Annotated in this window: 21 protein-coding genes and 1 tRNA gene; 10 read left to right on the forward strand and 12 right to left on the reverse strand. The window is 52.2% G+C overall.

Going from position 1 to position 20,506, the window contains the following annotated elements; all coding sequences use genetic code 11:
• Positions 1–2 precede the first annotated feature (2 nt).
• From AC2D8P_RS01485 to AC2D8P_RS01500, 4 genes are all read right to left on the reverse strand, one after another.
• Positions 3–215: a hypothetical protein gene (locus AC2D8P_RS01485; protein WP_484699829.1), complete on the reverse strand. Its 213-nt coding sequence runs from the start codon at positions 213–215 to the stop codon at positions 3–5.
• Positions 216–317: 102 nt separating this feature from the next.
• A tRNA-Gly gene (locus tag AC2D8P_RS01490) sits at positions 318–391 on the reverse strand.
• A 68-nt stretch (positions 392–459) separates the two neighbouring features.
• Positions 460–2,511: an ASKHA domain-containing protein gene (locus tag AC2D8P_RS01495; protein ID WP_484699831.1), complete on the reverse strand. Its 2,052-nt coding sequence runs from the start codon at positions 2,509–2,511 to the stop codon at positions 460–462.
• 138 nt (positions 2,512–2,649) lie between these two features.
• Positions 2,650–3,375 carry a c-type cytochrome gene (locus AC2D8P_RS01500; RefSeq protein WP_484699833.1) on the reverse strand — a complete coding sequence of 242 codons (726 nt, stop codon included), beginning with the start codon at positions 3,373–3,375 and terminating at the stop codon, positions 2,650–2,652.
• Positions 3,376–3,530: 155 nt separating this feature from the next.
• Here AC2D8P_RS01500 and AC2D8P_RS01505 point away from each other — a divergent pair, with 155 nt between their 5' ends.
• Positions 3,531–4,082 (forward strand): cytochrome P460 family protein, encoded by a 552-nt coding sequence (locus AC2D8P_RS01505; RefSeq protein ID WP_484699835.1) that lies wholly within the window; start codon positions 3,531–3,533, stop codon positions 4,080–4,082.
• 88 nt (positions 4,083–4,170) lie between these two features.
• Here AC2D8P_RS01505 and AC2D8P_RS01510 read toward each other — a convergent pair whose 3' ends face one another.
• The 4 genes from AC2D8P_RS01510 to AC2D8P_RS01525 form a co-directional block, all read right to left on the reverse strand.
• Complete coding sequence (locus AC2D8P_RS01510; RefSeq protein WP_484699836.1) at positions 4,171–4,785, reverse strand: DUF6778 family protein; 615 nt, start codon at positions 4,783–4,785, stop codon at positions 4,171–4,173.
• A 130-nt stretch (positions 4,786–4,915) separates the two neighbouring features.
• Positions 4,916–5,869, reverse strand: coding sequence for a methyltetrahydrofolate cobalamin methyltransferase (locus AC2D8P_RS01515; protein ID WP_484699838.1), 954 nt, complete (start codon positions 5,867–5,869; stop codon positions 4,916–4,918).
• A gap of 32 nt (positions 5,870–5,901) precedes the next feature.
• Positions 5,902–6,834, reverse strand: a complete 933-nt coding sequence (locus AC2D8P_RS01520; RefSeq protein ID WP_484699840.1) for a methylenetetrahydrofolate reductase — start codon at positions 6,832–6,834, stop codon at positions 5,902–5,904.
• Between the two features lie 24 nt (positions 6,835–6,858).
• The gene (locus AC2D8P_RS01525) at positions 6,859–7,155 is read right to left on the reverse strand and encodes a virulence factor (RefSeq protein WP_484699841.1); all 297 of its coding nucleotides are present in this window, start codon (positions 7,153–7,155) and stop codon (positions 6,859–6,861) included.
• Between the two features lie 331 nt (positions 7,156–7,486).
• On the opposite strand from AC2D8P_RS01525, the gene AC2D8P_RS01530 reads away from it, so the two are divergent.
• Complete coding sequence (locus AC2D8P_RS01530; protein ID WP_484699842.1) at positions 7,487–8,176, forward strand: helix-turn-helix transcriptional regulator; 690 nt, start codon at positions 7,487–7,489, stop codon at positions 8,174–8,176.
• Between the two features lie 322 nt (positions 8,177–8,498).
• Here AC2D8P_RS01530 and tsf read toward each other — a convergent pair whose 3' ends face one another.
• Both tsf and rpsB read right to left on the reverse strand, forming a co-directional pair.
• Positions 8,499–9,374, reverse strand: a complete 876-nt coding sequence (gene tsf / locus AC2D8P_RS01535) for a translation elongation factor Ts (protein WP_484699844.1) — start codon at positions 9,372–9,374, stop codon at positions 8,499–8,501.
• A 75-nt stretch (positions 9,375–9,449) separates the two neighbouring features.
• Complete coding sequence (gene rpsB / locus AC2D8P_RS01540; RefSeq protein WP_484699846.1) at positions 9,450–10,220, reverse strand: 30S ribosomal protein S2; 771 nt, start codon at positions 10,218–10,220, stop codon at positions 9,450–9,452.
• A 229-nt stretch (positions 10,221–10,449) separates the two neighbouring features.
• Between rpsB and AC2D8P_RS01545 the strand changes: the two genes are divergently transcribed.
• The 4 genes from AC2D8P_RS01545 to AC2D8P_RS01560 all read left to right on the forward strand — a co-directional run bounded on the left by AC2D8P_RS01545 (position 10,450) and on the right by AC2D8P_RS01560 (position 13,444).
• Positions 10,450–10,791 carry a cupin domain-containing protein gene (locus AC2D8P_RS01545; protein ID WP_484699848.1) on the forward strand — a complete coding sequence of 114 codons (342 nt, stop codon included), beginning with the start codon at positions 10,450–10,452 and terminating at the stop codon, positions 10,789–10,791.
• A gap of 55 nt (positions 10,792–10,846) precedes the next feature.
• Positions 10,847–11,740, forward strand: a complete 894-nt coding sequence (locus AC2D8P_RS01550) for a PfkB family carbohydrate kinase (RefSeq protein ID WP_484700576.1) — start codon at positions 10,847–10,849, stop codon at positions 11,738–11,740.
• Positions 11,737–12,648, forward strand: a complete 912-nt coding sequence (locus AC2D8P_RS01555; RefSeq protein WP_484699850.1) for a pseudouridine-5'-phosphate glycosidase — start codon at positions 11,737–11,739, stop codon at positions 12,646–12,648. Before AC2D8P_RS01550 ends, AC2D8P_RS01555 begins: the two co-directional genes overlap by 4 nt.
• A 79-nt stretch (positions 12,649–12,727) precedes the next feature.
• Positions 12,728–13,444 (forward strand): DUF502 domain-containing protein, encoded by a 717-nt coding sequence (locus tag AC2D8P_RS01560; protein ID WP_484699852.1) that lies wholly within the window; start codon positions 12,728–12,730, stop codon positions 13,442–13,444.
• A 7-nt stretch (positions 13,445–13,451) separates the two neighbouring features.
• On the opposite strand, the gene AC2D8P_RS01565 is transcribed toward AC2D8P_RS01560, so the two are convergent.
• Positions 13,452–14,225 (reverse strand): 3-hydroxybutyrate dehydrogenase, encoded by a 774-nt coding sequence (locus AC2D8P_RS01565; RefSeq protein ID WP_484699854.1) that lies wholly within the window; start codon positions 14,223–14,225, stop codon positions 13,452–13,454.
• A gap of 344 nt (positions 14,226–14,569) precedes the next feature.
• Here AC2D8P_RS01565 and AC2D8P_RS01570 point away from each other — a divergent pair, with 344 nt between their 5' ends.
• Positions 14,570–16,333 (forward strand): extracellular solute-binding protein, encoded by a 1,764-nt coding sequence (locus tag AC2D8P_RS01570; RefSeq protein WP_484699855.1) that lies wholly within the window; start codon positions 14,570–14,572, stop codon positions 16,331–16,333.
• Positions 16,334–16,335: 2 nt separating this feature from the next.
• On the opposite strand, the gene AC2D8P_RS01575 is transcribed toward AC2D8P_RS01570, so the two are convergent.
• On the reverse strand, positions 16,336–16,950 hold the full coding sequence (locus tag AC2D8P_RS01575) for a helix-turn-helix domain-containing protein (protein WP_484699857.1): 615 nt from the start codon (positions 16,948–16,950) through the stop codon (positions 16,336–16,338).
• Between the two features lie 119 nt (positions 16,951–17,069).
• Here AC2D8P_RS01575 and AC2D8P_RS01580 point away from each other — a divergent pair, with 119 nt between their 5' ends.
• Genes AC2D8P_RS01580 through AC2D8P_RS01590 form a run of 3 tightly spaced genes read left to right on the forward strand, consistent with a single transcriptional unit; the run spans position 17,070 to position 20,465 of the window.
• Complete coding sequence (locus tag AC2D8P_RS01580) at positions 17,070–18,551, forward strand: class I adenylate-forming enzyme family protein (protein ID WP_484700578.1); 1,482 nt, start codon at positions 17,070–17,072, stop codon at positions 18,549–18,551.
• Positions 18,538–19,182, forward strand: a complete 645-nt coding sequence (locus AC2D8P_RS01585; protein ID WP_484699859.1) for a DsbA family oxidoreductase — start codon at positions 18,538–18,540, stop codon at positions 19,180–19,182. Before AC2D8P_RS01580 ends, AC2D8P_RS01585 begins: the two co-directional genes overlap by 14 nt.
• Positions 19,183–19,238: 56 nt before the next feature.
• Positions 19,239–20,465, forward strand: a complete 1,227-nt coding sequence (locus AC2D8P_RS01590; RefSeq protein WP_484699860.1) for a multidrug effflux MFS transporter — start codon at positions 19,239–19,241, stop codon at positions 20,463–20,465.
• The last annotated feature ends 41 nt before the right edge of the window (positions 20,466–20,506 follow it).

Genomic DNA, 20,506 nt, shown 5'->3' on the forward strand with positions numbered 1-20,506 from the left:
AACTACAGACGAAACGCGTCGGATGCGGGATCGATATCATCCCTTGCCTTGTTTTTGTCAGGACCCTGTTGATGGCTGCCACCCGATTTCAGGCGTTGCGCAACAGCGGCGGCAGTTTGTGGCAGCAGCACGCGCCCAGACTTTGGCATGTCGCCAAGGTCTCTCCACAAACTCATCAATACAGCCCGTTTTTCCGACAGATTTCTAGAGGTCACCGGAGTTCCCTATCAATTAGCAGCTTAAGATTGGTATGACCTATCAAGCAACTAAGGCAGGAATTTGACCTGCCTTATGACATCTGGACGGTATCGAGAAATTGGAGCGGGTAACGGGAATTGAACCCGTAACTTAAGCTTGGGAAGCTCGCGTGATACCTTTTCACCATACCCGCGCTCTTGCCCCGGTGGAGTAGGTCAATGCCCAAGAAGCGTCAAGACCGATTAGGGCAGGGGCCGTGGATTAGCCCCTGCGACGACGACGGCGGCGGCCGCCTTCTGCGTCATCCCCATCATTTCCGGAATTGAAGTTTACATTCGGCAAACTCACGATGCTTTCAAGGATCGGGAAGGGTTCAAAAGAGTTCGGAATGGCCGAGGCATTGACGAAATGTTCCTGAAAACGTGGTTCTACAGCGGTTTCGATTTTCAAAATGCGTCGAACGGTTTCTTCGATTTCTCCTCGGGTCTTTGAGTTCAAAAGAGCGATGCGGGCACCGGTACCTGCGGCGTTCCCGGCACTGGTGACCTTGCTCAGATCGCAGTCTGGGATCATCCCCAAAACAGTTGCGTGTTTGGCAGAAATATGGGCCCCAAACGCACCGGCCAGAACAATCCGATCGACCGTGTCGACGCCAAACTTATCCATCAGCAAACGTGCACCGGAATAAAGCGCGGCCTTGGCCATCTGGATCGCCCGAATATCCGGGTTTGTGACTGTGATGGTCGGACCCCCTTGGGCGGAACCATCCCACACGAGATAGGCATTGGTTCGACCGTCCTGAATGCAGCGAGGGGTTCCGACCTGTTCGGCGGATCCAATTAGCCCAGAGGCATCAACGATCCCGGCCATGCGCATTTCGGCAATAATCTCGATAATGCCAGATCCGCAGATCCCGGTGATCCCTGTGGCGGCCATCTTCTCGGCAAATCCATCCTCATCAGACCAAAGATCACAACCGATAATGCGGAACCGGGGCTCTTTGGTGATCGGGTCTATTTCGACGTGTTCAATGGCACCGGGGGCGGCCCGTTGCCCAGAGCTGATCTGCGCGCCCTCAAACGCCGGACCGGTGGGGGAGGAACAGGCGAGAACCTTTTCCTTATTGCCCAGCAGAATTTCAGCGTTGGTTCCGACATCGACGACCAGAACCAGGTCCTCTGATTTATCCGGGGCTTCTGACAAGGCGACGGCAGCGGCATCAGCCCCAACATGGCCAGCGATACACGGAAGCAGATAGATGCGAGCGCCCGGGTGGATAATCAGATCAAGCTCTTCAGCGCGCAGCGCCAATGAATTTGATGTTGCCAATGCGAAAGGGGCCTGCCCGAGTTCGAACGGGTCGATGCCCAGAAACAGATGGTGCATGACCGGGTTGCAGACAAATACCGCGTCGACAATCAATTCTTTGTCGATACCTGCATCGGTTGCGATTTGCGTGAAGAGGGCGTTCATCCCTTCACGCACGGCCTTTGTCATTTCCTTGGCGCCGCCTGTGTTCATCATCGAATAGCTGACGCGGCTCATCAAATCCTCACCAAAGCGGATCTGTGGGTTCATGATGCCCGAAGAGGCCACGACCTCTCCTGAGCCCAGATCACACAAGTGGGCGGCAATGGTTGTCGACCCAAGATCAACGGCCAGACCATAGATGCTGCCCTCGTAATATCCAGGCCAGATATGCATGATCTTGGGCTGATGACGTTCGTCACCATGGTGGATTGCAACAGTTACTTTCCAGTCACCTTTGCGCAGCACTGGCTGAAGCACATGCAGGATATGAAGATCCGCTTTGACATTCTTCAACTCCCACTGTTCATCCAAGGCCTGAACCAAACGCTCCAGATCACCGGATGGTTCGTGCATATCGGGCTGTTCAACTTCGACATAATACAGCCGGGTCGAAGGGTTCATCGTGATGTCGCGCGCTTCTGCCCGTTTACGGACAACTTGTCTGTGCACTTGGCTTTCTTCAGGCACATCGATCACGATGTCGCTCTGAACGGTGGCCTGACAACCCAGGCGGCGGCCCTTTTTCAGGCCGCGTTTATCATCATAACGCTGTTCGACCGAGTTCCATTCGGACAATGCATCCTGTTCGACGGTCACGCCGTGTTTTGGAAATTCACCATAGGATGGGGTGATTTGGCACTTTGAACAAATGCCGCGCCCGCCGCAAACTGAATCCAGATCCACGCCCAATTGTCGCGCCGCGGTCAGTACTGGCGTGCCAGAGGGGAACCGGCCACGTTTGCCGGAGGGAGTGAAAATGACGAGCGGATCTTGTTCAGCCATCTATCGTAACCTTTCGCGCTTTCTCCCTTCCTTTTAGGGAAGCGGAGACAAAGCGCAATGGCTACGAACGGCACTGGAATGTCCATCTCCGTCAGAGACAGTCATAAATTGCATTTAATGTCAAAATTTGACGGAATTTCAGGAGTTAGAGGCCCATGCGCAGCGATCAAAATCGGCATATTTCAACAAGGTGTCGCGGCCAGACGCAGGCACCAAACGAGAGCACCCCTCAAACCCCTCAGTCTCCTCAAATACGCTGATAAATCCCTCTGACACGCCCCCAGCGCAAAGCGTTTCACCGGGTTCCAACATACTGGTAACCCGGCCAATATCCTTGGTTTCGGCGGCAAAGAAATGACTGTGAACAGACCCATTGGTGACGCACAGGCCCTGATCCTGGATCCCAACCATGACACCTGTGTCCTCGACCATGTGTGATGCCGTATCGTCATCCGCATCATCAGGTGCAAAGCTTGCAAGATAAGCGATAACGTTTCTTCGGTCATCTTCGTCCCGCAGTCGGAATGTCATTTTTGCTTTGGCCCGCGGATCGTCCAAAAACTCTTTCAGATAGCCCGATGGATCGGCGAGATATTCAAACATATTTGATGCGTCCCACATCAGCCCTTGTTCGCCCGCGGCGAGCAGATATTTCGAGTATCGATAGTCCGCCGCCGTACCTGCAACACGGCCAACAATATCGGTCAGGGCGGGTCCGACCCGATTGCGTGCGTCTTCTCCGACTTCATGACAGGCCGCGCATTTGCGAAACACGCTTTCGCCAGCTTCAGCATCCTGCGCATGGGACATACCCATGATCGACGAAAAACATAGAGAAGATAAGAGTATAGCTGCGACTCGCATTAAAGGCTCCGTTAACTGATTTATCCGGAGTGTAGACATTGAACGCAACAATGCGAGTGTGCTCACCAAATGGTGATGAAAGCGTGAGACCCAGTTACCAATAAATCTCTAAACTCGCACTCATCATGAAAACAGATTTAGATAGGAGAAATCTGATGCGGGTAAATCAACTGTTCAAACTGGCGATAATCGGATCGGTGCTCGGGGCAGGGGGAGTGTTTGCGCAGGATGCTCCTTTTGGAAATCCAGACGATACTTCCGACGCTGCAGAGCTATGGCAATTCATGACATCAAATCACCTTGCAGGCGGAGATGGCGTCATTCATTCCTTCCCCTACGAAGGGCTTGCCCCACACGGGATGATGCTGGAAACATTTTATACGCAGGCCACGATCAACGGACATGTTGGTGACCTGATTATCAAACGAAACTATGGGCCTGAGGGCGTCACGGCAGAACAGGTTCTGTCCGATCCGGAAACACATCTGGGGGCCGTCACCGTCATGTTCAAACGTGAAGAGGGTTATGATCCTGACAATATGGATTGGTTCTGGGCCAAATATCTGCCCGACGGGTCATTAGACAAAAACCCCAAAGGGATGGAGCTTGCCGGTCGGGTCGCCAAGGGGGCTGATCAGGGCTGTATTGCCTGCCATTCCGCAGCACCGGGTGATGACTATGTGTTTACCTCTGATAACGTAAACTGACTGGACATTGGGCGGTAGGTGCACCCGCCCTTAATCCAGGGGAAGGAAAAGCCGCCAGTTTTGGCGGCTTTTCTATTTTCGGCGGACCTTACCGACCAATCCGTTTAAATGTTCGCCGAACATCCGGGCCGGCCGCAAGCCAAGCTGCGACGACTTCGCTGATATGTTGTGTAACGCGGGTCTTTTGATCATTTCCTTGCTCGATTTCCAACGCGGAACGGGCACCGGACCAGGCCTCCAGATCCGCGTGAACCACATCAAGCTCTGTCAGGGGTTCCCCGGAACTTTGATCAAAAATCTGCATGGAAAACATAATGTTATGGACACCTGAATTGGTTAGTTTCGTCCGTGCTCTTTCCGTAATTCCGTGAAATTGCATGACAATAATATCCAGCCGAACTTGCTGACGGCCGTAAAGCCCCGATGATCCTTTGGTCGCGGCCTCTGTAATGATATCGTCGACCTGCTGTCGCCGATCTCCCTCAGGTTCTCCCATCCATAGAATATCAGCGTCGGGAGCATAGCTATTAGCCTCTGTCACAGATAAATACTCTGGCACCTGCACGTCGATCTCGGCAACACGCCAGGTTTCTGCCTGTTCGCGCGTAACGATGACTCGATACGATGTTTCCCATTCCGTTGCGACGCATCCAGCCAGAATTGGGAATAGGCAAATAAAGATTGCCGTTTTTAATGGGGTCATGTGCCTCTTCCTGCTCGTGCGTTTCTGGATTACCCAAGTGACTACTATTTACAGACCCAACCATTAGACGTCACGCGTTAATAAAAAGGCCGCCAAAAGGCGGCCTTTGTGTACGGTGAGGGGGCAGGGATCAAGCGCGACGACGGCGGCGGCCTGTTCCGGTTGCTGCGCGAACCGCTTTCGATGCCTCGGCGAAGGACGCCCCTTCGCTGGTTGCTTCTAATACTTTGGCGAACTTGATCCAGTTGCCACCGTTTGCATCACAGTTCATCAGGAAGTTGGCGGCTTTGATTGCTTCCATTTCCACCTGACGCACAGGGTTCATGATCGCAGAAGTCATGCCGGCCTGAATGGCCATCGGCAAGAAGGCTGCGTTGATACCGTGACGGTTCGGCAGGCCGAAGGAAATGTTAGACGCACCGCAAGTGGTGTTTACGCCTAGTTCCTCACGCAGGCGGCGAACAAGCGCGAAAACCTGCAGACCAGCCGTAGACATCGCACCAACTGGCATAACCAGCGGGTCAACCACAATGTCATGGGCCGGAATGCCAAAATCAGCAGCGCGCTGAACGATTTTCTTGGCAACTTCAAAACGCACATCCGGGTCTTCAGAGATACCAGTGTCGTCGTTGGAAATCGCCACAACGGGAACGTTGTATTTCTTGACCAGTGGCAGAACCAGTTCCAGGCGATCTTCTTCACCAGTGACAGAGTTCAGAAGAGGGCGACCCTCAGCTGCTTTCAGGCCTGCTTCCAACGCGCCGGGAACCGAGCTGTCGATACAAAGTGGAATATCGACAAGACCTTGCACGATGTTGACCACTTTGGTCATCAGTGGCGGCTCTGTTTCGTTCGGGTTGGGGTTGGAGTTGTAAACAACACCAGCGTTGATATCCAACATGGTCGCACCGCAGGCGACTTGTTCCAGCGCGTCTTTCTCGACAGTCGAGAAATCGCCTGCCTCAAGTTCAGCGGCCAGCTTTTTGCGACCTGTCGGGTTGATCCGTTCGCCAATCACGCAGAATGGTTCGTCAAACCCGATGATGGCGGTTTTGGTTTTGCTTTCGACGACTGTGCGGGTCATCTTGATCCCTCTAAATATAGCGCGTTGCGCGTCTAGTTTTTGTTTGCCGGAACGGTGGAGTCACCGCCATTTGCGATTGCCCAGTTGGCATTGGTTTTAATGCCTCCCAGCGGGAAGAAATGAACCTTCTCGATGTTGAAATCCGGGTTTGCAGCCTTATGGGCAGCAAGATCCGAAATGAACTGATCAGGCTCAAAGGGCAGCAGCAGTTTTGTTACGTCCTTGGCTCGTTTCTGCAATACACGAAGCGATGCACCGACACCACAGGCGATCGAAAACTTGATCAGCGTCTGCAGTTTGGCAGGGCCAGCGACACCAATGTGAATTGGCATATCGACGCCTGCGTCTTTCAGGGCGTCAGCCCACGCAATCACTGGCTTTGCCTCGAAACAAAACTGGGTTGCCATGGCCATTTCGGCATCAGTTGTTTCGTTGAACTTTTGCTTCCAACGAATTGCATCCATGACGTTTTTGTCTGACCCATCCGGATCGATATCTTTGTTGCCTTCGGGGTGGCCGGCTACATGCAGACGCTTGAAGCCATGTTTATCAAACAGTCCGGTTTCCATAAGCTGCATAGAAGAGTGGAAATCCCCATGCGGTTTGTCGACGCCACCAGCAAGAAGAAGCGCCTGATCAACGCCAGCTTCGCCTTGATAGCGATTGATCCAATCTTCCAGCGTTGCCGCGTCTTTGATGATACGAGAGGGAAAATGCGGCATGACCGAAAATCCCTCGGCCGCGATGCGTTTCGCAGTGGCGACCATCTCTTCGATCGGCGTGCCCTCGATATGTGCGATATAGACACGGGTTCCGGCGGGCAGAAGATCGCGAAAATCTTCGACTTTTTCGGCGGTGCGCGGCATCACCTCAATCGAATAACCTTTCAGGAAGGCCTCGACCTCGGGTGATACGGTCTTTTCAGCTTCGTCAGCGGTTTTCTTTTTGAAACTCAACAGGGCCATGACAGCGTCCTTTAATCCTGTGGGCTATGCCCAGCCGTCGTTTGCGATTAGTTGTTTGATACGTTCCTGATCATATTCAGTCACGATACGTTCTACTTCTGCTGTGGCGATTTCACTGGGGTCGCCATCAACCGAAAACGGTGCTGCTTTGCGCCATTCAGCAAGATAGGCGTCAGAATCTTTCGCATTCACCTTCATGGCGGCGCGATCGATTGCTTGTTCAAACCGTTCGGGGAGGGGCAATTTCGTTCCCCGACGCCCTTTACCAACGATGACCTGCGCGGGAATGTCCCGCCAGTACACTATAGTTACGTCTGGCATGTTAGAATCCTTATCGTTCCTGCGTTTCTACTGAATTTCAGCGTCTGTCCGTCGCCAATTTTCGACATTCAATACATGATCAACGACGCAAACGAAATGAGTAAGGGCGCAGGTACACAGGTAAACGATATACGCATAATCTATATTATGTTAAAAACAGAGATTATACCTACGCCACACCAAATAAAAGAAAACTCTCGACATGTCGCAACCTTAATAGATACTTAATTATAGCTCCCGAGTAACAATAGTCGTTTTTACATACCAGATGCTGACAGAGTTCCTGCTAAATCTTGTTAAATCTCGCGATCTGGAATGCGCTTGGGCGTTGTTGACAGAAAAAATGACGCAATATGGCTTCGATCGCGTCATCTTTGGATACACACGATTTCGCACCGAAAAGTCGTTTGGTGATTTTGAGGACAATTTGGTTTTGTCCAATCATGATGCAGAGTATCTGGATAAATTTCTCGGAGAAAAGCTGTATTATCATTCTCCCATGATGCGTTGGGCAAATGAAAATTCCGGCGCCATGAGCTGGTCCTGGGTCCGAGGCCGTGCTGAGCAAGGCATCTTGAAGAAGAAAGAGCTGGAAATAATTGAATTAAATGTGAAATTTGATATCTATGCAGGATATACAATTAGTTTTCATTCGACATCTCACCGGACACGGTCAATCCTGTCCCTAACAGGTCGCGGTGGGCTGACGCAGGACCAGGTGGACGACATTTGGGCAGAACATGGCGACGAAATCGAACTGATCTGGCAGGTCGCCAACTTGAAACTGACATCCCTGCCCTATGCCACAGACACGCGTAAACTCACGAAACGGCAAGTTGAGGTGCTTGAGTGGGTGAGCGATGGGAAAACAACTGCGGATGCGGCAAAGATTATGGGGCTAACACCGGCCACCGTCGAAAAACACCTGCGATTGGCCCGCGATATTTTGAACGTTGATACAACCGCACAGGCCATATTGAAGGCATCGCTGCTAAATCAAATATTTACTTTAGATAGTTAAGTTCACGATAACGTGAAGCTTTGTTGCAAAATTCGCTTTCAGGTAAGGATTTCCTTACTTGGCTTACCTTACGTAATTTTGCAAAGATGAAAGTGTTCCGTGAGTGGTGGCTTTATGCCTGGGAACAAGGGGACGGTTCGGATTGCGATTTCAAATCTTGTTCTGCTCCTGTCGTTTAGAGCGACATGTCAGGTGTCTGGGTATTGTGTCGGGCACCTGACGATCACTGTTTAGCCTCTCTCATCCCCATTTCAGAGGCAAAACAAAAACGGTGCGGGTGTTACCACCCGCACCGTATTTTTTTTCTCGCTATAAGAAGATATTAGCCTTGGGCGACCTTAGCGACTTCTGCTGCGAAATCTTCTTCTTTCTTTTCAATGCCTTCTCCCAGTTCCAGACGAACAAAACCGGCAACTTCAACGCCTGCTTCTGCAGCAGCTTCTGCAACAGTCTGATCAGGGTTGATGACAAAGGCTTGGCCCAACAGAGTGACTTCTGCCAGAAACTTTTTCATCCGGCCTTCGATCATCTTCTCGATGACTTGCTCAGGCTTGCCGGATTCACGTGCTTGCTCAGTCAGAACATTTTTCTCACGCTCAACAACGGCTGGATCCAGATCGTCGGCAGACAGCGATTGCGGGTTAGCGGCCGCAACGTGCATCGCGATTTGTTTGCCGATACCATTGTCGGCACCTTTCAGGGCAACCAACACGGCGATCTTGCCCATGTCGGTGGTAACCGGGTTGTGGATATAAGACACAACAGCGTCACCCTCGACCGCAGACATACGACGCAGGCTCATGTTTTCGCCAATGGTCGCGATCTTGTCTGTGATGGTTTCAGATACGGTTTTGCCACCCAGATCAGCGGCAGCCAGAGCGTCCACATCCGCGACACCCAAAGCAGCTTTGGTGATGTTTGAAACCATCCCTTGGAATTCGGCGTTCTTACCAACGAAGTCAGTTTCAGAGTTCACTTCGACGGCCACACCGCGACCACCATCAACAGCAACAGAAACCAGGCCTTCAGCAGCGGTACGGCCAGCCTTTTTGGCAGCCTTTGCCAGACCTTTGGTGCGCAGCCAGTCAACAGCGGCCTCCATGTCACCATCGGTTTCGGTCAGTGCTTTTTTTGCGTCCATCATGCCTGCGCCAGTTGAATCGCGCAGCTGTTTTACCAATGCAGCAGTAATAGCCATTTTGGCCTCCTGATATTTCGTAAATGTTGGGGCAGGTCTGCCCTGCCCCATGTCAAATTCGTGAAACGCGGCTGATTATTCAGCTGCTGCTTCTTCTGCAACGGCTTCTTCAACCGGGGCTTCTTCCATTGCACCCAGATCAACGCCAGCCGCACCCAGTTGTGCGCTCATGCCGTCCAGGGCGGCGCGGGCTGCCAGATCACAATAGAGGCTGATCGCGCGTGCTGCATCGTCGTTGCCCGGGATGATGTAATCGATACCATCGGGGGCACAGTTGGTATCAACCACAGCCACAACTGGAATACCCAGTTTCTTGGCTTCGGCAATTGCCAGGTCTTCTTTGTTCACGTCGATGACGAACAGCAGGTCCGGCACACCACCCATTTCAGCGATCCCGCCCAGGGAAGCTTGCAGTTTGGCGTGTTCACGCTCCATGCCCAAACGCTCTTTCTTGGTCAGGCCTTCGGCGCCGTTTGCCATTTGCTCATCAATCGATTTCAGACGGTTGATAGAGTTGGAAACGGTTTTCCAGTTGGTCAGCGTGCCACCCAACCAGCGGTGGTTCATGTAATATTGCGCGCTTTTTTCAGCGGCTTCAGCAACGGGCTTGGAGGCCTGACGCTTGGTGCCGACGAACAGAATGCGGCCGCCTTTGGCGACGGTTTCGCGGATCACATTCAACGCTGCGTCCAGCATTGGGACGGTTTGTGTCAGATCGATGATGTGAATGCCGTTACGATCACCGTAGATAAACTGACCCATACGCGGGTTCCAGCGTTGGGTTTGGTGACCAAAGTGAACGCCAGCTTCAAGCAGCTGACGCATAGTAAAATCAGGGAGCGCCATGTCCATGTTCCTTTCCGGTTTGCGCCTTGGCGAAGCTATCAAGGGCAGTTGCCCAACCGGCGGACCATCGGGGATGTCTCCCCCTCTGGCCCAAACTTCGCCTGTGAAGTGCGCGCGCTTTAGCGCACTATGTTCGGCTATGCAAGCCAAACACGACGGTGTTTTTAAATGAAAATGCCATGTATGCCGTTAGAACGGACACAAATTTACAGAACGATTGAGGCCATTAATGTCTTTACCTGATTTCATTGCTGCACTTCCGGCGCTTCAGCTCCCCTTTTCCGATGATATTGTCACCACAAACGTGATCCGTTCGGATCAAGGATTGGCCGTGTTTTTCAGCATCCATCAGGATGTTGAACTCCCACCTCATCATCACAAGGGCCAATGGGGCACGGTATTGGTGGGCAGTCTTGAAATGACGATAGAAGGCAAGACAACGACCTATCTGCCAGGGGATAGCTATACAATTCCATCAGGTGCCATACATTCGGCGAAAATACCGGCGGGTTCGGTCGTTTTTGACGTGTTCGAAGAGCCGGATCGCTATCCTTTAAAATCGACGTCATAGGTCAGATTTTAGATAGAGGCTTGCGATCGGACTCGGATTACCTCTAATGGCGCCCATGAAAAATCAAGCTGAAATCCTCTGTATCGGTTCTGTCCTGTGGGATGTGATCGGCCGAACCGCCAGCCATATGCGGGTGGGATCGGATGTTCCGGGTCGGATCACGCGTATTCCTGGTGGAGTGGCGATGAACATTGCGATGACCCTGACCCGGTTTGATTTGCGCCCGATATTGTTGTCTGCGGTTGGGAAAGACGAACAAGGGTATGAACTGCTCTCTTCCGCAGAGCGTATGGGAATGGTCACGGATCATGTTTTTCGATCCGATGACTTACCAACAGACATCTATATGGCTGTTGAAGGGGCCAATGGCCTGATCGCGGCCATTGCAGACGCCCACAGTTTAGAGGCCGCCGGGGCGAAAATCTTGCGACCCCTATCGGATGGCACTTTGGGATCGGAGGGCAACCCATATACAGGAACAATCGCGCTGGACGGCAATCTGACAGAGGCTTTGCTGGATGAGATCGCTAGTTCACACCTGTTTTCAATGGCGCATCTATGCGTGGCACCAGCGTCGCCCGGCAAGGCGGAACGACTGCGCCCCCTCTTCCGGCATCCCAATGTAACGCTGTACGTCAATCTGGAAGAGGCTGGATTGATCTGCAATCACGAGTTCAGCCATGCTGCAAACGCGGCAACCGCGTTGGTCGAAAAAGGCGCGACAGAGGCGTTGGTGACAAATGGCGGTGCAGAGGCCGTAATTGCATCAAAACATACTGTGTTGTCGCTTCGCCCACCTGAGGTTCTGGTGACACGTGTCACCGGGGCGGGTGATACGTTTATGGCTGCCCATATCGCGGCCGTTCTTCACGGTGACGAACCAGAACAAGCCTTATCCGCCGCGCTTCGTGCCGCGGCAAATTACGTATCCGGGGATACACCACAATGACCGATTTACCCTTCGTATATTCCGAAGACGTGGCCAAAGCGCGACAATCGGGCCAGCCGATTGTGGCTTTGGAAAGCACGATCATCACCCATGGGATGCCCTATCCCCAAAACGTCCAAACCGCGCGGATGGTAGAGGCAGCCATTCGCGACAACGGGGCAGTTCCGGCAACGATTGCGATCATGAACGGCGCTGTTCATGTCGGCCTAAGCCTTGACGAGCTGGACGCATTGGGCCAGTCGCAGAATGTTGCAAAGCTGTCTCGCGCAGATCTGGCCGCCTGCATCGCGTCAGGCCGCACCGGCGCCACGACCGTCGCAGCCACAATGATCTGTGCCCACCTTGCCGGTATTCAGGTTTTTGCCACCGGTGGAATTGGCGGTGTTCACAAAGGTGCCGACCAAAGTTTCGACATCTCTGCCGATTTGCATGAATTGTCACAAACCCCGGTCGCCGTCGTCGCTGCCGGGGCCAAGGCAATTTTGGACCTACCAAAAACAATGGAAGTGCTGGAAACACTCGGCGTGCCGGTGATCTGTGTGGAACAGGACGAATTTCCCGCTTTTTGGTCTCGGTCCTCAGGCTTGCCAGCCCCGTTGCGCATCGATGCCCCCGATCAGATTGCCGACGCAATACAGATGCAATACCGACTGGGGTTGAAGGCGGGTCACCTGATCGCCAACCCGATCCCAAAGGCGGATGAAATTTCGGCTGAAACGCTGAAACCTTTCATCGATCAAGCGATATACGAGGCCGAAGAACAGAATATCTCTGCCAAAGAGGTCACACCATTTCTGCTGTCGCGATTGTTCGAACTGACCGAAGGGCGATCTCTGGACGCCAACATAGCGTTGGTTCTGAACAATGCCCGATTGGGTGCCCAGATTGCTTGCGCGCTTAAAAAATAACAACGGTAGACAATTCTGCCGGAATAACCATATTGCCATGCAACAGACCGCTGGCGGTCATGAAATGGTCAATGACTAAATGAAACTCGAAGATCTGGAAAAACTGGACCCTCCGAAGAAGCGCAGCAAGTTTGCGGGGCTTCGTGCGAGTTTCTTGACCGGTCTCGTAGTTATACTGCCGATCTTTCTGACCGGGTGGTTGATCTGGACGCTCACCGGTTGGATTGATAGTTGGGTACTGCCGCTGATCCCGTGGAAATTCCGCCCCGAACATTACATCGGTATCAATCTGCGCGGTGTCGGCGTTGCGATCTTCCTGATATTCACGATTTTTGTCGGCTGGATGGCCAAGGGCCTGATGGGCCGATCGTTGCTCAGCTATGCGGAATCACTGGTGCAGCGGATGCCTGTTGTCCGTTCTGTATATGGTGGCCTGAAACAAATCGCTGAAACAGTTTTCAGCCAGTCCGAAACCAGTTTTGAACATGCTTGTCTGATCGAGTATCCCCGAAAAGGCCTGTGGGCGATCGCATTCATCTCTACCAATGCCAAAGGCGAAATCTCTGGTCGAATTCCACGCGATGAAGATATCGTATCGGTCTTTTTGCCAACCACACCAAACCCGACATCTGGTTTTCTGTTGTTTGTCCCAAGATCTGATATTGTCGTCCTGAAAATGACTGTCGAGGATGCGGCCAAGCTGGTTATTTCAGCAGGTCTTGTCTATCCAAATGGTCAGGATGCTGCGGCTGCCTTAGAGGCAAAGCTGGAACAGACCAAGCCCACAAAAGACTGATCAATCATCACAGAGCGGTCCACCCCCCATCGACACTGATCGTTGTGCCTGTGATCTGATCTGCGGCCTCTGAACATAAGAACAGCGAAGTACCCGCAACCTGTTCGATGGTCACAAATTCCTTTGATGGCTGACGTGCGAGCAACACGTTTCGGATCACCTCGTCCCGTTCCATTTGGTACTCTTTCATCGTGTTCGGGATCTGTTTTTCGACCAATGGGGTCAAAACATAGGCCGGGCAAATGGCGTTGCATGTGATTGGCTCTTCGGCGGTTTCCAGCGCCACGGTTTTTGTCATGCCTACGACCCCGTGTTTTGCGGAAATATAGGCCGATTTGTATGGTGACGCTGTCAATCCATGGGCCGACGCAATGTTGATCACACGCCCCCACCCCGCCGCGCGCATCATCGGCAGTGCCGCAGCAGTAGTATGAAATGCAGAGCTCATGTTGATCGCGATAATCGCGTCCCATTTTTCGACGGGAAATTCGTCAATCGGGGCCACGTACTGAATACCAGCATTATTGACCAAGATATCGCAAGCACCAGCCTGTTCTATCAGCGCACGGCAGGCAACGCCGTCAGACATATCTGCCTGGATATATCGTGCGCTGACCCCATATTGATCGGATAAAGAGCGTGCGAGGTTGTGATCATCAGGGGCGTCGGTAAATGAATTCAAAACCACATTGGCGCCGGACTTTGCCAAGGCGGTCGCGACCCCCAGTCCGATACCAGAAGTTGACCCTGTTACAACGGCTGTCTTTCCACTCAGTTCCATATCTCGCCTGCCCGAATTACTCTCTGAGCGAACTATAAGAATTGCAGAAACAATGGCCAGAGCCGATTGAGGAACCGCGACAAGAGAACAAACACCAAGCACAAAAAAAACGCCGGCACGAAGCCGGCGTTGAGTTATTGAGGCAGGTTTCATACAGGCAAGAAACCTATCGAGCAGTGCCCTCTTTATACGCAAACTGCTTGCGCCTTCCAAGCTAAAAGTTTGAATTAGCACAAAACCATGGGTAGCATGGCCGCCAGAACCATAAAAATAAGAGCAGGATTGTTGCAGCCATGAATTCAAAAATACTCCGATCTATAGGATTGTTCTTCGTTGCAGCATTAATGTTTGTCCCTGCCCTGGATGTGCAGGCCCAGCCTATGCACGGCATAGCTATGTATGGGGACCCTTCCCTACCACCTGATTTTGTGTCTCTACCTTATGTGAACCCCAATGCACCCACGGGTGGGCGCATTGTGACGGGCGAGGTGGGGAGCTTTGATTCTCTGAACCCTCACATATTGAAAGGGCGCGTTCCCTGGCAGCTTCGCTATCTGGCATATGAAAGCCTGATGGGGCGAAACTGGGATGAACCATTCTCGCTCTACGGGTTGTTGGCCGAAACGGTAGAGACTGGGCCGAATCGGGAATGGGTTGAATTCGTTCTGCGTAAAGAAGCGGAGTTTTCCGATGGCACCCCCGTAACCATCGAAGATGTTTTATGGTCTTATGAAACATTGGGCACCCAAGGCCATCCCAGATATCTGAGGTCATGGGAAAAAGTACGTTCAGCAGAGATCACCGGTGAACGCAGTATCCGGTTTACCTTTCACGAACCAGAACCAGAACTGGCCCTGATATTTGGCCTGCGCCCAATTCTGAAAAAGGACCAATGGCAGGATGTGGATTTCACCAATAGTGGGCTGAACAATATCCCTCTGTCCACGGCCCCCTATGTGATCAGCGATTTTGATCCGGGGCGGTTTGTGACACTGACGCGCAATCCCAATTATTGGGGTCGCGATCTGCCATTTCGACAAGGCACAAACAACCTGGATGAAATCAGGTTGGAGTTTTTTACCGATGCGGATGTCATGTTCGAGGCCTTCAAAGCCGGGGAGATCACGACGCTTCGTGAAACCAATCAGGTGAAATGGGATACGCGGTATGATTTCGACCTTGTCACATCTGGTGAGGTTGTAAAAAGCGAATTTCCCCATGAACGCCCAACAGGCATCACCGGGTTGGTGATGAACACCCGTCGCCCTGTTTTTCAGGATTGGCGCGTTCGCGATGCAATGATCCATTTGTTCAACTACGAATTTATCAATGCGACGTTAAATGGCGGAAGTGCCCCGCGCATCACGTCCTATTTTTCAAACTCCCTGCTGTCGATGAACGATGGGCCTGCATCTGAAGCGGTTAGAAATCTGCTTACCCCCTTCGCGGGTGACCTAACGCCAGATGCGTTGGATACTTATACCCTGCCCGCCGGTCAAAAATCAGAACGCAACAGGCGTGATCTTAGCCGTGCGTTAAAACAGTTGTCATCTGCAGGATGGGAACTGACAGACGGCTTGATGCGAAACAGCAATGGAGAGCCTTTGCGGTTTGAAATCGTGCTGCAGACAGGCTCCAGCGAGGTGCAGTCGATTATCGATATCTACTCCGCAGCCCTGGCACGTGCGGGCATTTCTGCCGAGATCACGGTGATCGATTCCGCGCAGTACAAGGAAAGAACGCAGAACTACGATTTTGATATGGCTTATTATTCCCGGGGTGTGTCGTTAAGCCCTGGGAACGAACAATATCTATATTGGGGAAGTGACTCTGCCCAACAGCCCGGTTCGCGCAATTGGATGGGGGTTCAATCCCCCGCTGTGGATGCGATGATTGCCACTTTGTTATCTGCAAAATCGACGGATGAGTTTCTGAACGCAACACGCGCATTGGATCGCGTGCTTACGACTGGTCGTTACGTTGTTCCGATATGGTACAGCCCTGTGTCACGTATCGCGCATTCCAGACACCTTCACTTTTCACCGGATTTGCCAATCTATGGTGATTGGATCGGGTTTCACCCGGATGTCTGGTGGTGGGAAGAGTGAGCTCAGAACAGCGATGTTACCCACAGGATCGTGGCATCATCCTGACTGGTTGAAATGACGTTGTGCCCCATGGTGGCGTCATAATAGGCGCTGTCGCCTCGTTTCATGTCCATTGGGGCATAAAACTCTGTATAAAGCCGGACTTCGCCCGTCAGAACATACAAAAATTCTTCGCCATCGTGGCGCACCCAGCCATCAAATTCATCCGTGGAACGCGCCCGTACACGGGTGCGATAGGGCAGCATGTGCTTTTTGGACAGGTTAGACGCCAGCAGGTCGTGTTCGTAGGTTGACGTTGGCATTGTCTTGCCCTCGCCCGCCTTTGTCACATCCATGCGACCAACCACTTGATCCTTTGACGGTGGCGTAAACAGCTGAGGCACAGAAATCTGAAACCCGGTTGCCAGCTTTCTAAGCGCGTCAAATGTCGGTGACATCTGCTCATTTTCGATCTTTGATAGTGTCGAGCGCGCCAGACCTGCTTGTTTGGAGGCTTGCTCCAAAGTCCACCCTTGCGCTTTTCGCAATTCACGAACGCGTTGACCAAGGTTCAGCGCCTCGACAGAGGCGGCTTCTCCATTCTCGCGGGCAATTTTTATCAGGCTAGTCTTGTCCATACCCTGCTTATATGCAGCAAATTGTGCTTCTTGCAACTCAGTGATTGTGAGTTTACCCAATTGCGATGTTAACGCGGGGATTGGGTACATTGGCGTACAAACCGTCCACATATATGAACATGGCGGCCACTGTTTTGTGCCATGCAAAAGATTTGCCGGACAAGATCGCCTTGCAGATTGTTGGCAAAAGCGTGCAACAAGACTGGACGTACTCGGATCTTGAGACAGCTGTTTTAACAACTTCTTCGTCTTTGCTTGGCCGGGGGTGTCAACCAGGTGACAAGATCATATTATCACTTGGCAACATCGCGGCCTTTCCCATCACTTTTCTTGCTTGCCTTGCGGCTGATCTGGTTCCTGTGGTCACCTCTGCTGCCCTCACGGATGCAGAATTGAAAAACATAGTAGAGGAACTTTCCCCAGCTCTGATGGTGTCTTCACTTCGAACGCCAGAACAGGGGCGATCTTTGGGGGTCGAAACCTTAACAGATCAGCAACTCGCTGAATGTGCTCATCTGGCCCTCCCCAATTATCAGATGGGTGATCCAGACAGGCTGGCTTATATTGTCTACACGTCCGGGTCATCGGGCAAACCACGCGCCGTGTGTCATGCCCACCGCGTAATCCGGGCAAGACGCCTAATGTGGGACGGTTGGTATGGATTACGACAAACCGACAGGATGTTTCATGCCGGGGCATTTAACTGGACCTTCACCTTGGGCACCGGATTGATGGATCCCTGGTCGATCGGGGCAACCGCAATCATCCCGGAACCCGGCAGCAAACCGGAAGATTTGGCGCCTTTGATCATCCAAAGCAAAGCCACCTTGTTTGCCGCCGCCCCCGCCATCTACAGAAAGCTTCTGAAAAACGATGGCAACATCACCTGCCCCAGCTTGCGACATGGATTATCCGCGGGTGAAAAGATGCCGGAAACCATCAGAAATCGTTGGGGATCTGCCACCGGCACACCGGTTTACGAGGCCTTTGGCATGTCGGAATGTTCCACATTTATATCCAGTTGCCCTGCCCGCCCGTCGCCCCCCGATAGTATCGGTTATCCGCAACCCGGGCGCCGGATTGCCATCCTTGATGAGGCGGGGAAATCGGTGGCTTTGGGCGAAACTGGAACAATCGCCATACACGAAGATGATCCCGGCCTTATGCTCGGGTACCTAAGCAAAGATGAAAAGCCATCCAAACCGATCACCAACAGATGGTTTCTGACCGGAGATTTGGGACACATCACGGATGAAGGATACGTGATTTACGAGGGTCGGTCAGACGATATGATGAACCCCGGCGGCATTCGTCTGTCGCCGCGCGAGGTTGAGAAAGCCCTGCTGTCCTGCGACGGAATTGACGATTGTGCCGTCACCGAGGTGGAGATCAAGGCTGACGTAAAGGTGATTTCTGCATTCTATGTTTCGGCTTTTGACTTGGATGAAATTCAAATACGAAACAAAATAACCAACAAGCTTGCACCATATAAGCATCCACGACTGTATATTCGTCTTGACCAATTGCCGCGAAACGCAAACGGCAAAATACAGCGTCAGGAACTGCGCCGGATAGCCAAGGAACATGATGATAAAACTTGATATAATCTCCGATCCGATCTGCCCGTGGTGTTACATCGGAAAGGCCTATCTGGACCGGGCACTGGAAGCGGCACCAGATCACCCGTTTTCGATAGAATGGCATCCGTTTCAATTAAACCCGGACATGCATGCAGAAGGCATGGATCGTCGCGCCTATCTAGAATGGAAATTTGGCGGCAAGGACAACGCAATTCGCGTTTATTCCCAGATTGCGGAGCACGCTGTAAAGGCGGGGCTGGAGATTGATTTTGAAGAAATCAAAACAACACCAAACACGATGAATGCGCATCGACTGATCCATTGGGCCGGGTTGGAAGGCCGCCAAACACCAGTCGTGTCAGCCATGTTTCGCGCGTATTTCAAAGATGGGCGCGATTTGGGGGATATTGACGTGCTTGTAAATGTCGCCGGAGAGGCCGGACTGGATCGTGCAATGATTGCCCATCTTCTGTCAGGGGATGCCGACTTTGATGACATACGGGCGCGTGATGCACATGCGCGAGAACGAGGTGTGACAGGCGTGCCGTGTTTCGTAATAGCAAATCAGCATGTCATCACCGGTGCGCAACCCCCGGAACTGTGGCAAAAGGTCATTAAAGAGCTTACAGAACAAATAAATCACGACACCTGAACGCGTGGGTTTAAGGCGTACATTTCAACTTAAAGATTTTGGGATCTTACTGCGTCATGAACATTCGCAGACTACCCACCTTTGAATTTGTGACATTGATGGCAATGCTATTTGCCATGATCGCGTTTTCTATTGATGCGATGCTGCCTGCATTGCCTGAAATCCGCGCCGAACTGTCCCCCGGGAATTTGAATAAGGCTCAGCTGATTATCACCAGTTTTATCCTGGGGATGGGCGTTGGAACGTTCTTCACCGGCCCCTTGTCAGACTCATTTGGTCGAAAACCGGTGTTGTTTGTTGGGGCCGTTCTTTACATCGCGGCGTCGGTTCTGGCCTGGGCCGCCAAGACACTAGAGCTGATGTTGATCGCGCGGGTTTTACAAGGGCTCGGTGTGGCCGGGCCACGTGTTATCGGCATGGCAATCATCCGGGATTTGTATCACGGCCGCAAAATGGCAAAGCTTATGTCGTTCACCATGCTTGTGTTTTCCCTGGTACCCGCCATTGCCCCCTCTGTCGGGGCGTTGATCATGCACTATTTCGATTGGCGCATGATTTTCGTTTCCTTCGTGGTATTCGCTTGTCTGACAACATTTTGGTTGATGGTGCGCCAGCCCGAAACTTTGCCTGAAAATTCGCGTATCCCGTTCCGATTATCCTACATGCAGGTCACGTTTTTGGATGCGATGCGGAATGAGATGTTTTTGGTCTGCACATTGGTCATTACGCTGGTTTTCGGCATGCTGATGGCGCTTTTGTCATCCACTCAGCAGATCTACGATGTTGTCTTTGATCAACGGGAAACATTTCACCTGTGGTTTGGGTTGACGGCCGTTATTGCCGCCAGTTCCAGCCTTATCAACGCGGTGCTTGTGGAACGGCTGGGCATGCGTGTGTTGGTTTCCTTCGCATTGGGCGGGCAGTTGGTGTTATCTACGGCTATGGCCATCAGCATTACGTGGAATTTGATCCCCGATGGGTGGCATTTGTATTCTTACTTTTTCTGGTCCACGTCGGTCTTTTTCATGATCGGGCTGACCATTGGCAACTTAAACGCTTTGGCGATGGAACCAATGGGTCATATTGCCGGAATGGCGGCCTCAATTATCGGGGGGGTGTCCAATGTGCTGTCTGTTGCTATCGCCGTTCCAATCGGGCTTGCCTTCAACGGCTCCCCTTTGCCCCTGACAATCGGCATCGCTGTGTGTTGCGGCATCGGGTGTTTGCTGGTCTACCGGATACGCCATCTGGAACGTCGCGCCATAGAGCATGAAGAGTTTTGATCACGTAACTTTGTGATCCCGCACATCCGTTAACTGCTCGG

This window comes from Roseovarius sp. YIN77 (assembly GCF_057219155.1).

What these genes read in the sequence shown, in the direction of transcription:
- AC2D8P_RS01495 (WP_484699831.1), bottom strand. Translation starts at nt 2,511, where the DNA reads ATGGCTGAACAAGATCCGCTCGTCATTTTCACTCCCTCCGGCAAACGT.
- AC2D8P_RS01500 (WP_484699833.1), bottom strand. Translation starts at nt 3,375, where the DNA reads ATGCGAGTCGCAGCTATACTCTTATCTTCTCTATGTTTTTCGTCGATC.
- AC2D8P_RS01505 (WP_484699835.1), top strand. Translation starts at nt 3,531, where the DNA reads ATGCGGGTAAATCAACTGTTCAAACTGGCGATAATCGGATCGGTGCTC.
- AC2D8P_RS01510 (WP_484699836.1), bottom strand. Translation starts at nt 4,785, where the DNA reads ATGACCCCATTAAAAACGGCAATCTTTATTTGCCTATTCCCAATTCTG.
- AC2D8P_RS01515 (WP_484699838.1), bottom strand. Translation starts at nt 5,869, where the DNA reads ATGACCCGCACAGTCGTCGAAAGCAAAACCAAAACCGCCATCATCGGG.
- AC2D8P_RS01520 (WP_484699840.1), bottom strand. Translation starts at nt 6,834, where the DNA reads ATGGCCCTGTTGAGTTTCAAAAAGAAAACCGCTGACGAAGCTGAAAAG.
- AC2D8P_RS01525 (WP_484699841.1), bottom strand. Translation starts at nt 7,155, where the DNA reads ATGCCAGACGTAACTATAGTGTACTGGCGGGACATTCCCGCGCAGGTC.
- tsf (WP_484699844.1), bottom strand. Translation starts at nt 9,374, where the DNA reads ATGGCTATTACTGCTGCATTGGTAAAACAGCTGCGCGATTCAACTGGC.
- rpsB (WP_484699846.1), bottom strand. Translation starts at nt 10,220, where the DNA reads ATGGCGCTCCCTGATTTTACTATGCGTCAGCTGCTTGAAGCTGGCGTT.
- AC2D8P_RS01545 (WP_484699848.1), top strand. Translation starts at nt 10,450, where the DNA reads ATGTCTTTACCTGATTTCATTGCTGCACTTCCGGCGCTTCAGCTCCCC.
- AC2D8P_RS01550 (WP_484700576.1), top strand. Translation starts at nt 10,847, where the DNA reads ATGAAAAATCAAGCTGAAATCCTCTGTATCGGTTCTGTCCTGTGGGAT.
- AC2D8P_RS01555 (WP_484699850.1), top strand. Translation starts at nt 11,737, where the DNA reads ATGACCGATTTACCCTTCGTATATTCCGAAGACGTGGCCAAAGCGCGA.
- AC2D8P_RS01560 (WP_484699852.1), top strand. Translation starts at nt 12,728, where the DNA reads ATGAAACTCGAAGATCTGGAAAAACTGGACCCTCCGAAGAAGCGCAGC.
- AC2D8P_RS01565 (WP_484699854.1), bottom strand. Translation starts at nt 14,225, where the DNA reads ATGGAACTGAGTGGAAAGACAGCCGTTGTAACAGGGTCAACTTCTGGT.
- AC2D8P_RS01570 (WP_484699855.1), top strand. Translation starts at nt 14,570, where the DNA reads ATGTTTGTCCCTGCCCTGGATGTGCAGGCCCAGCCTATGCACGGCATA.
- AC2D8P_RS01575 (WP_484699857.1), bottom strand. Translation starts at nt 16,950, where the DNA reads ATGGACAAGACTAGCCTGATAAAAATTGCCCGCGAGAATGGAGAAGCC.
- AC2D8P_RS01580 (WP_484700578.1), top strand. Translation starts at nt 17,070, where the DNA reads ATGGCGGCCACTGTTTTGTGCCATGCAAAAGATTTGCCGGACAAGATC.
- AC2D8P_RS01585 (WP_484699859.1), top strand. Translation starts at nt 18,538, where the DNA reads ATGATAAAACTTGATATAATCTCCGATCCGATCTGCCCGTGGTGTTAC.
- AC2D8P_RS01590 (WP_484699860.1), top strand. Translation starts at nt 19,239, where the DNA reads ATGAACATTCGCAGACTACCCACCTTTGAATTTGTGACATTGATGGCA.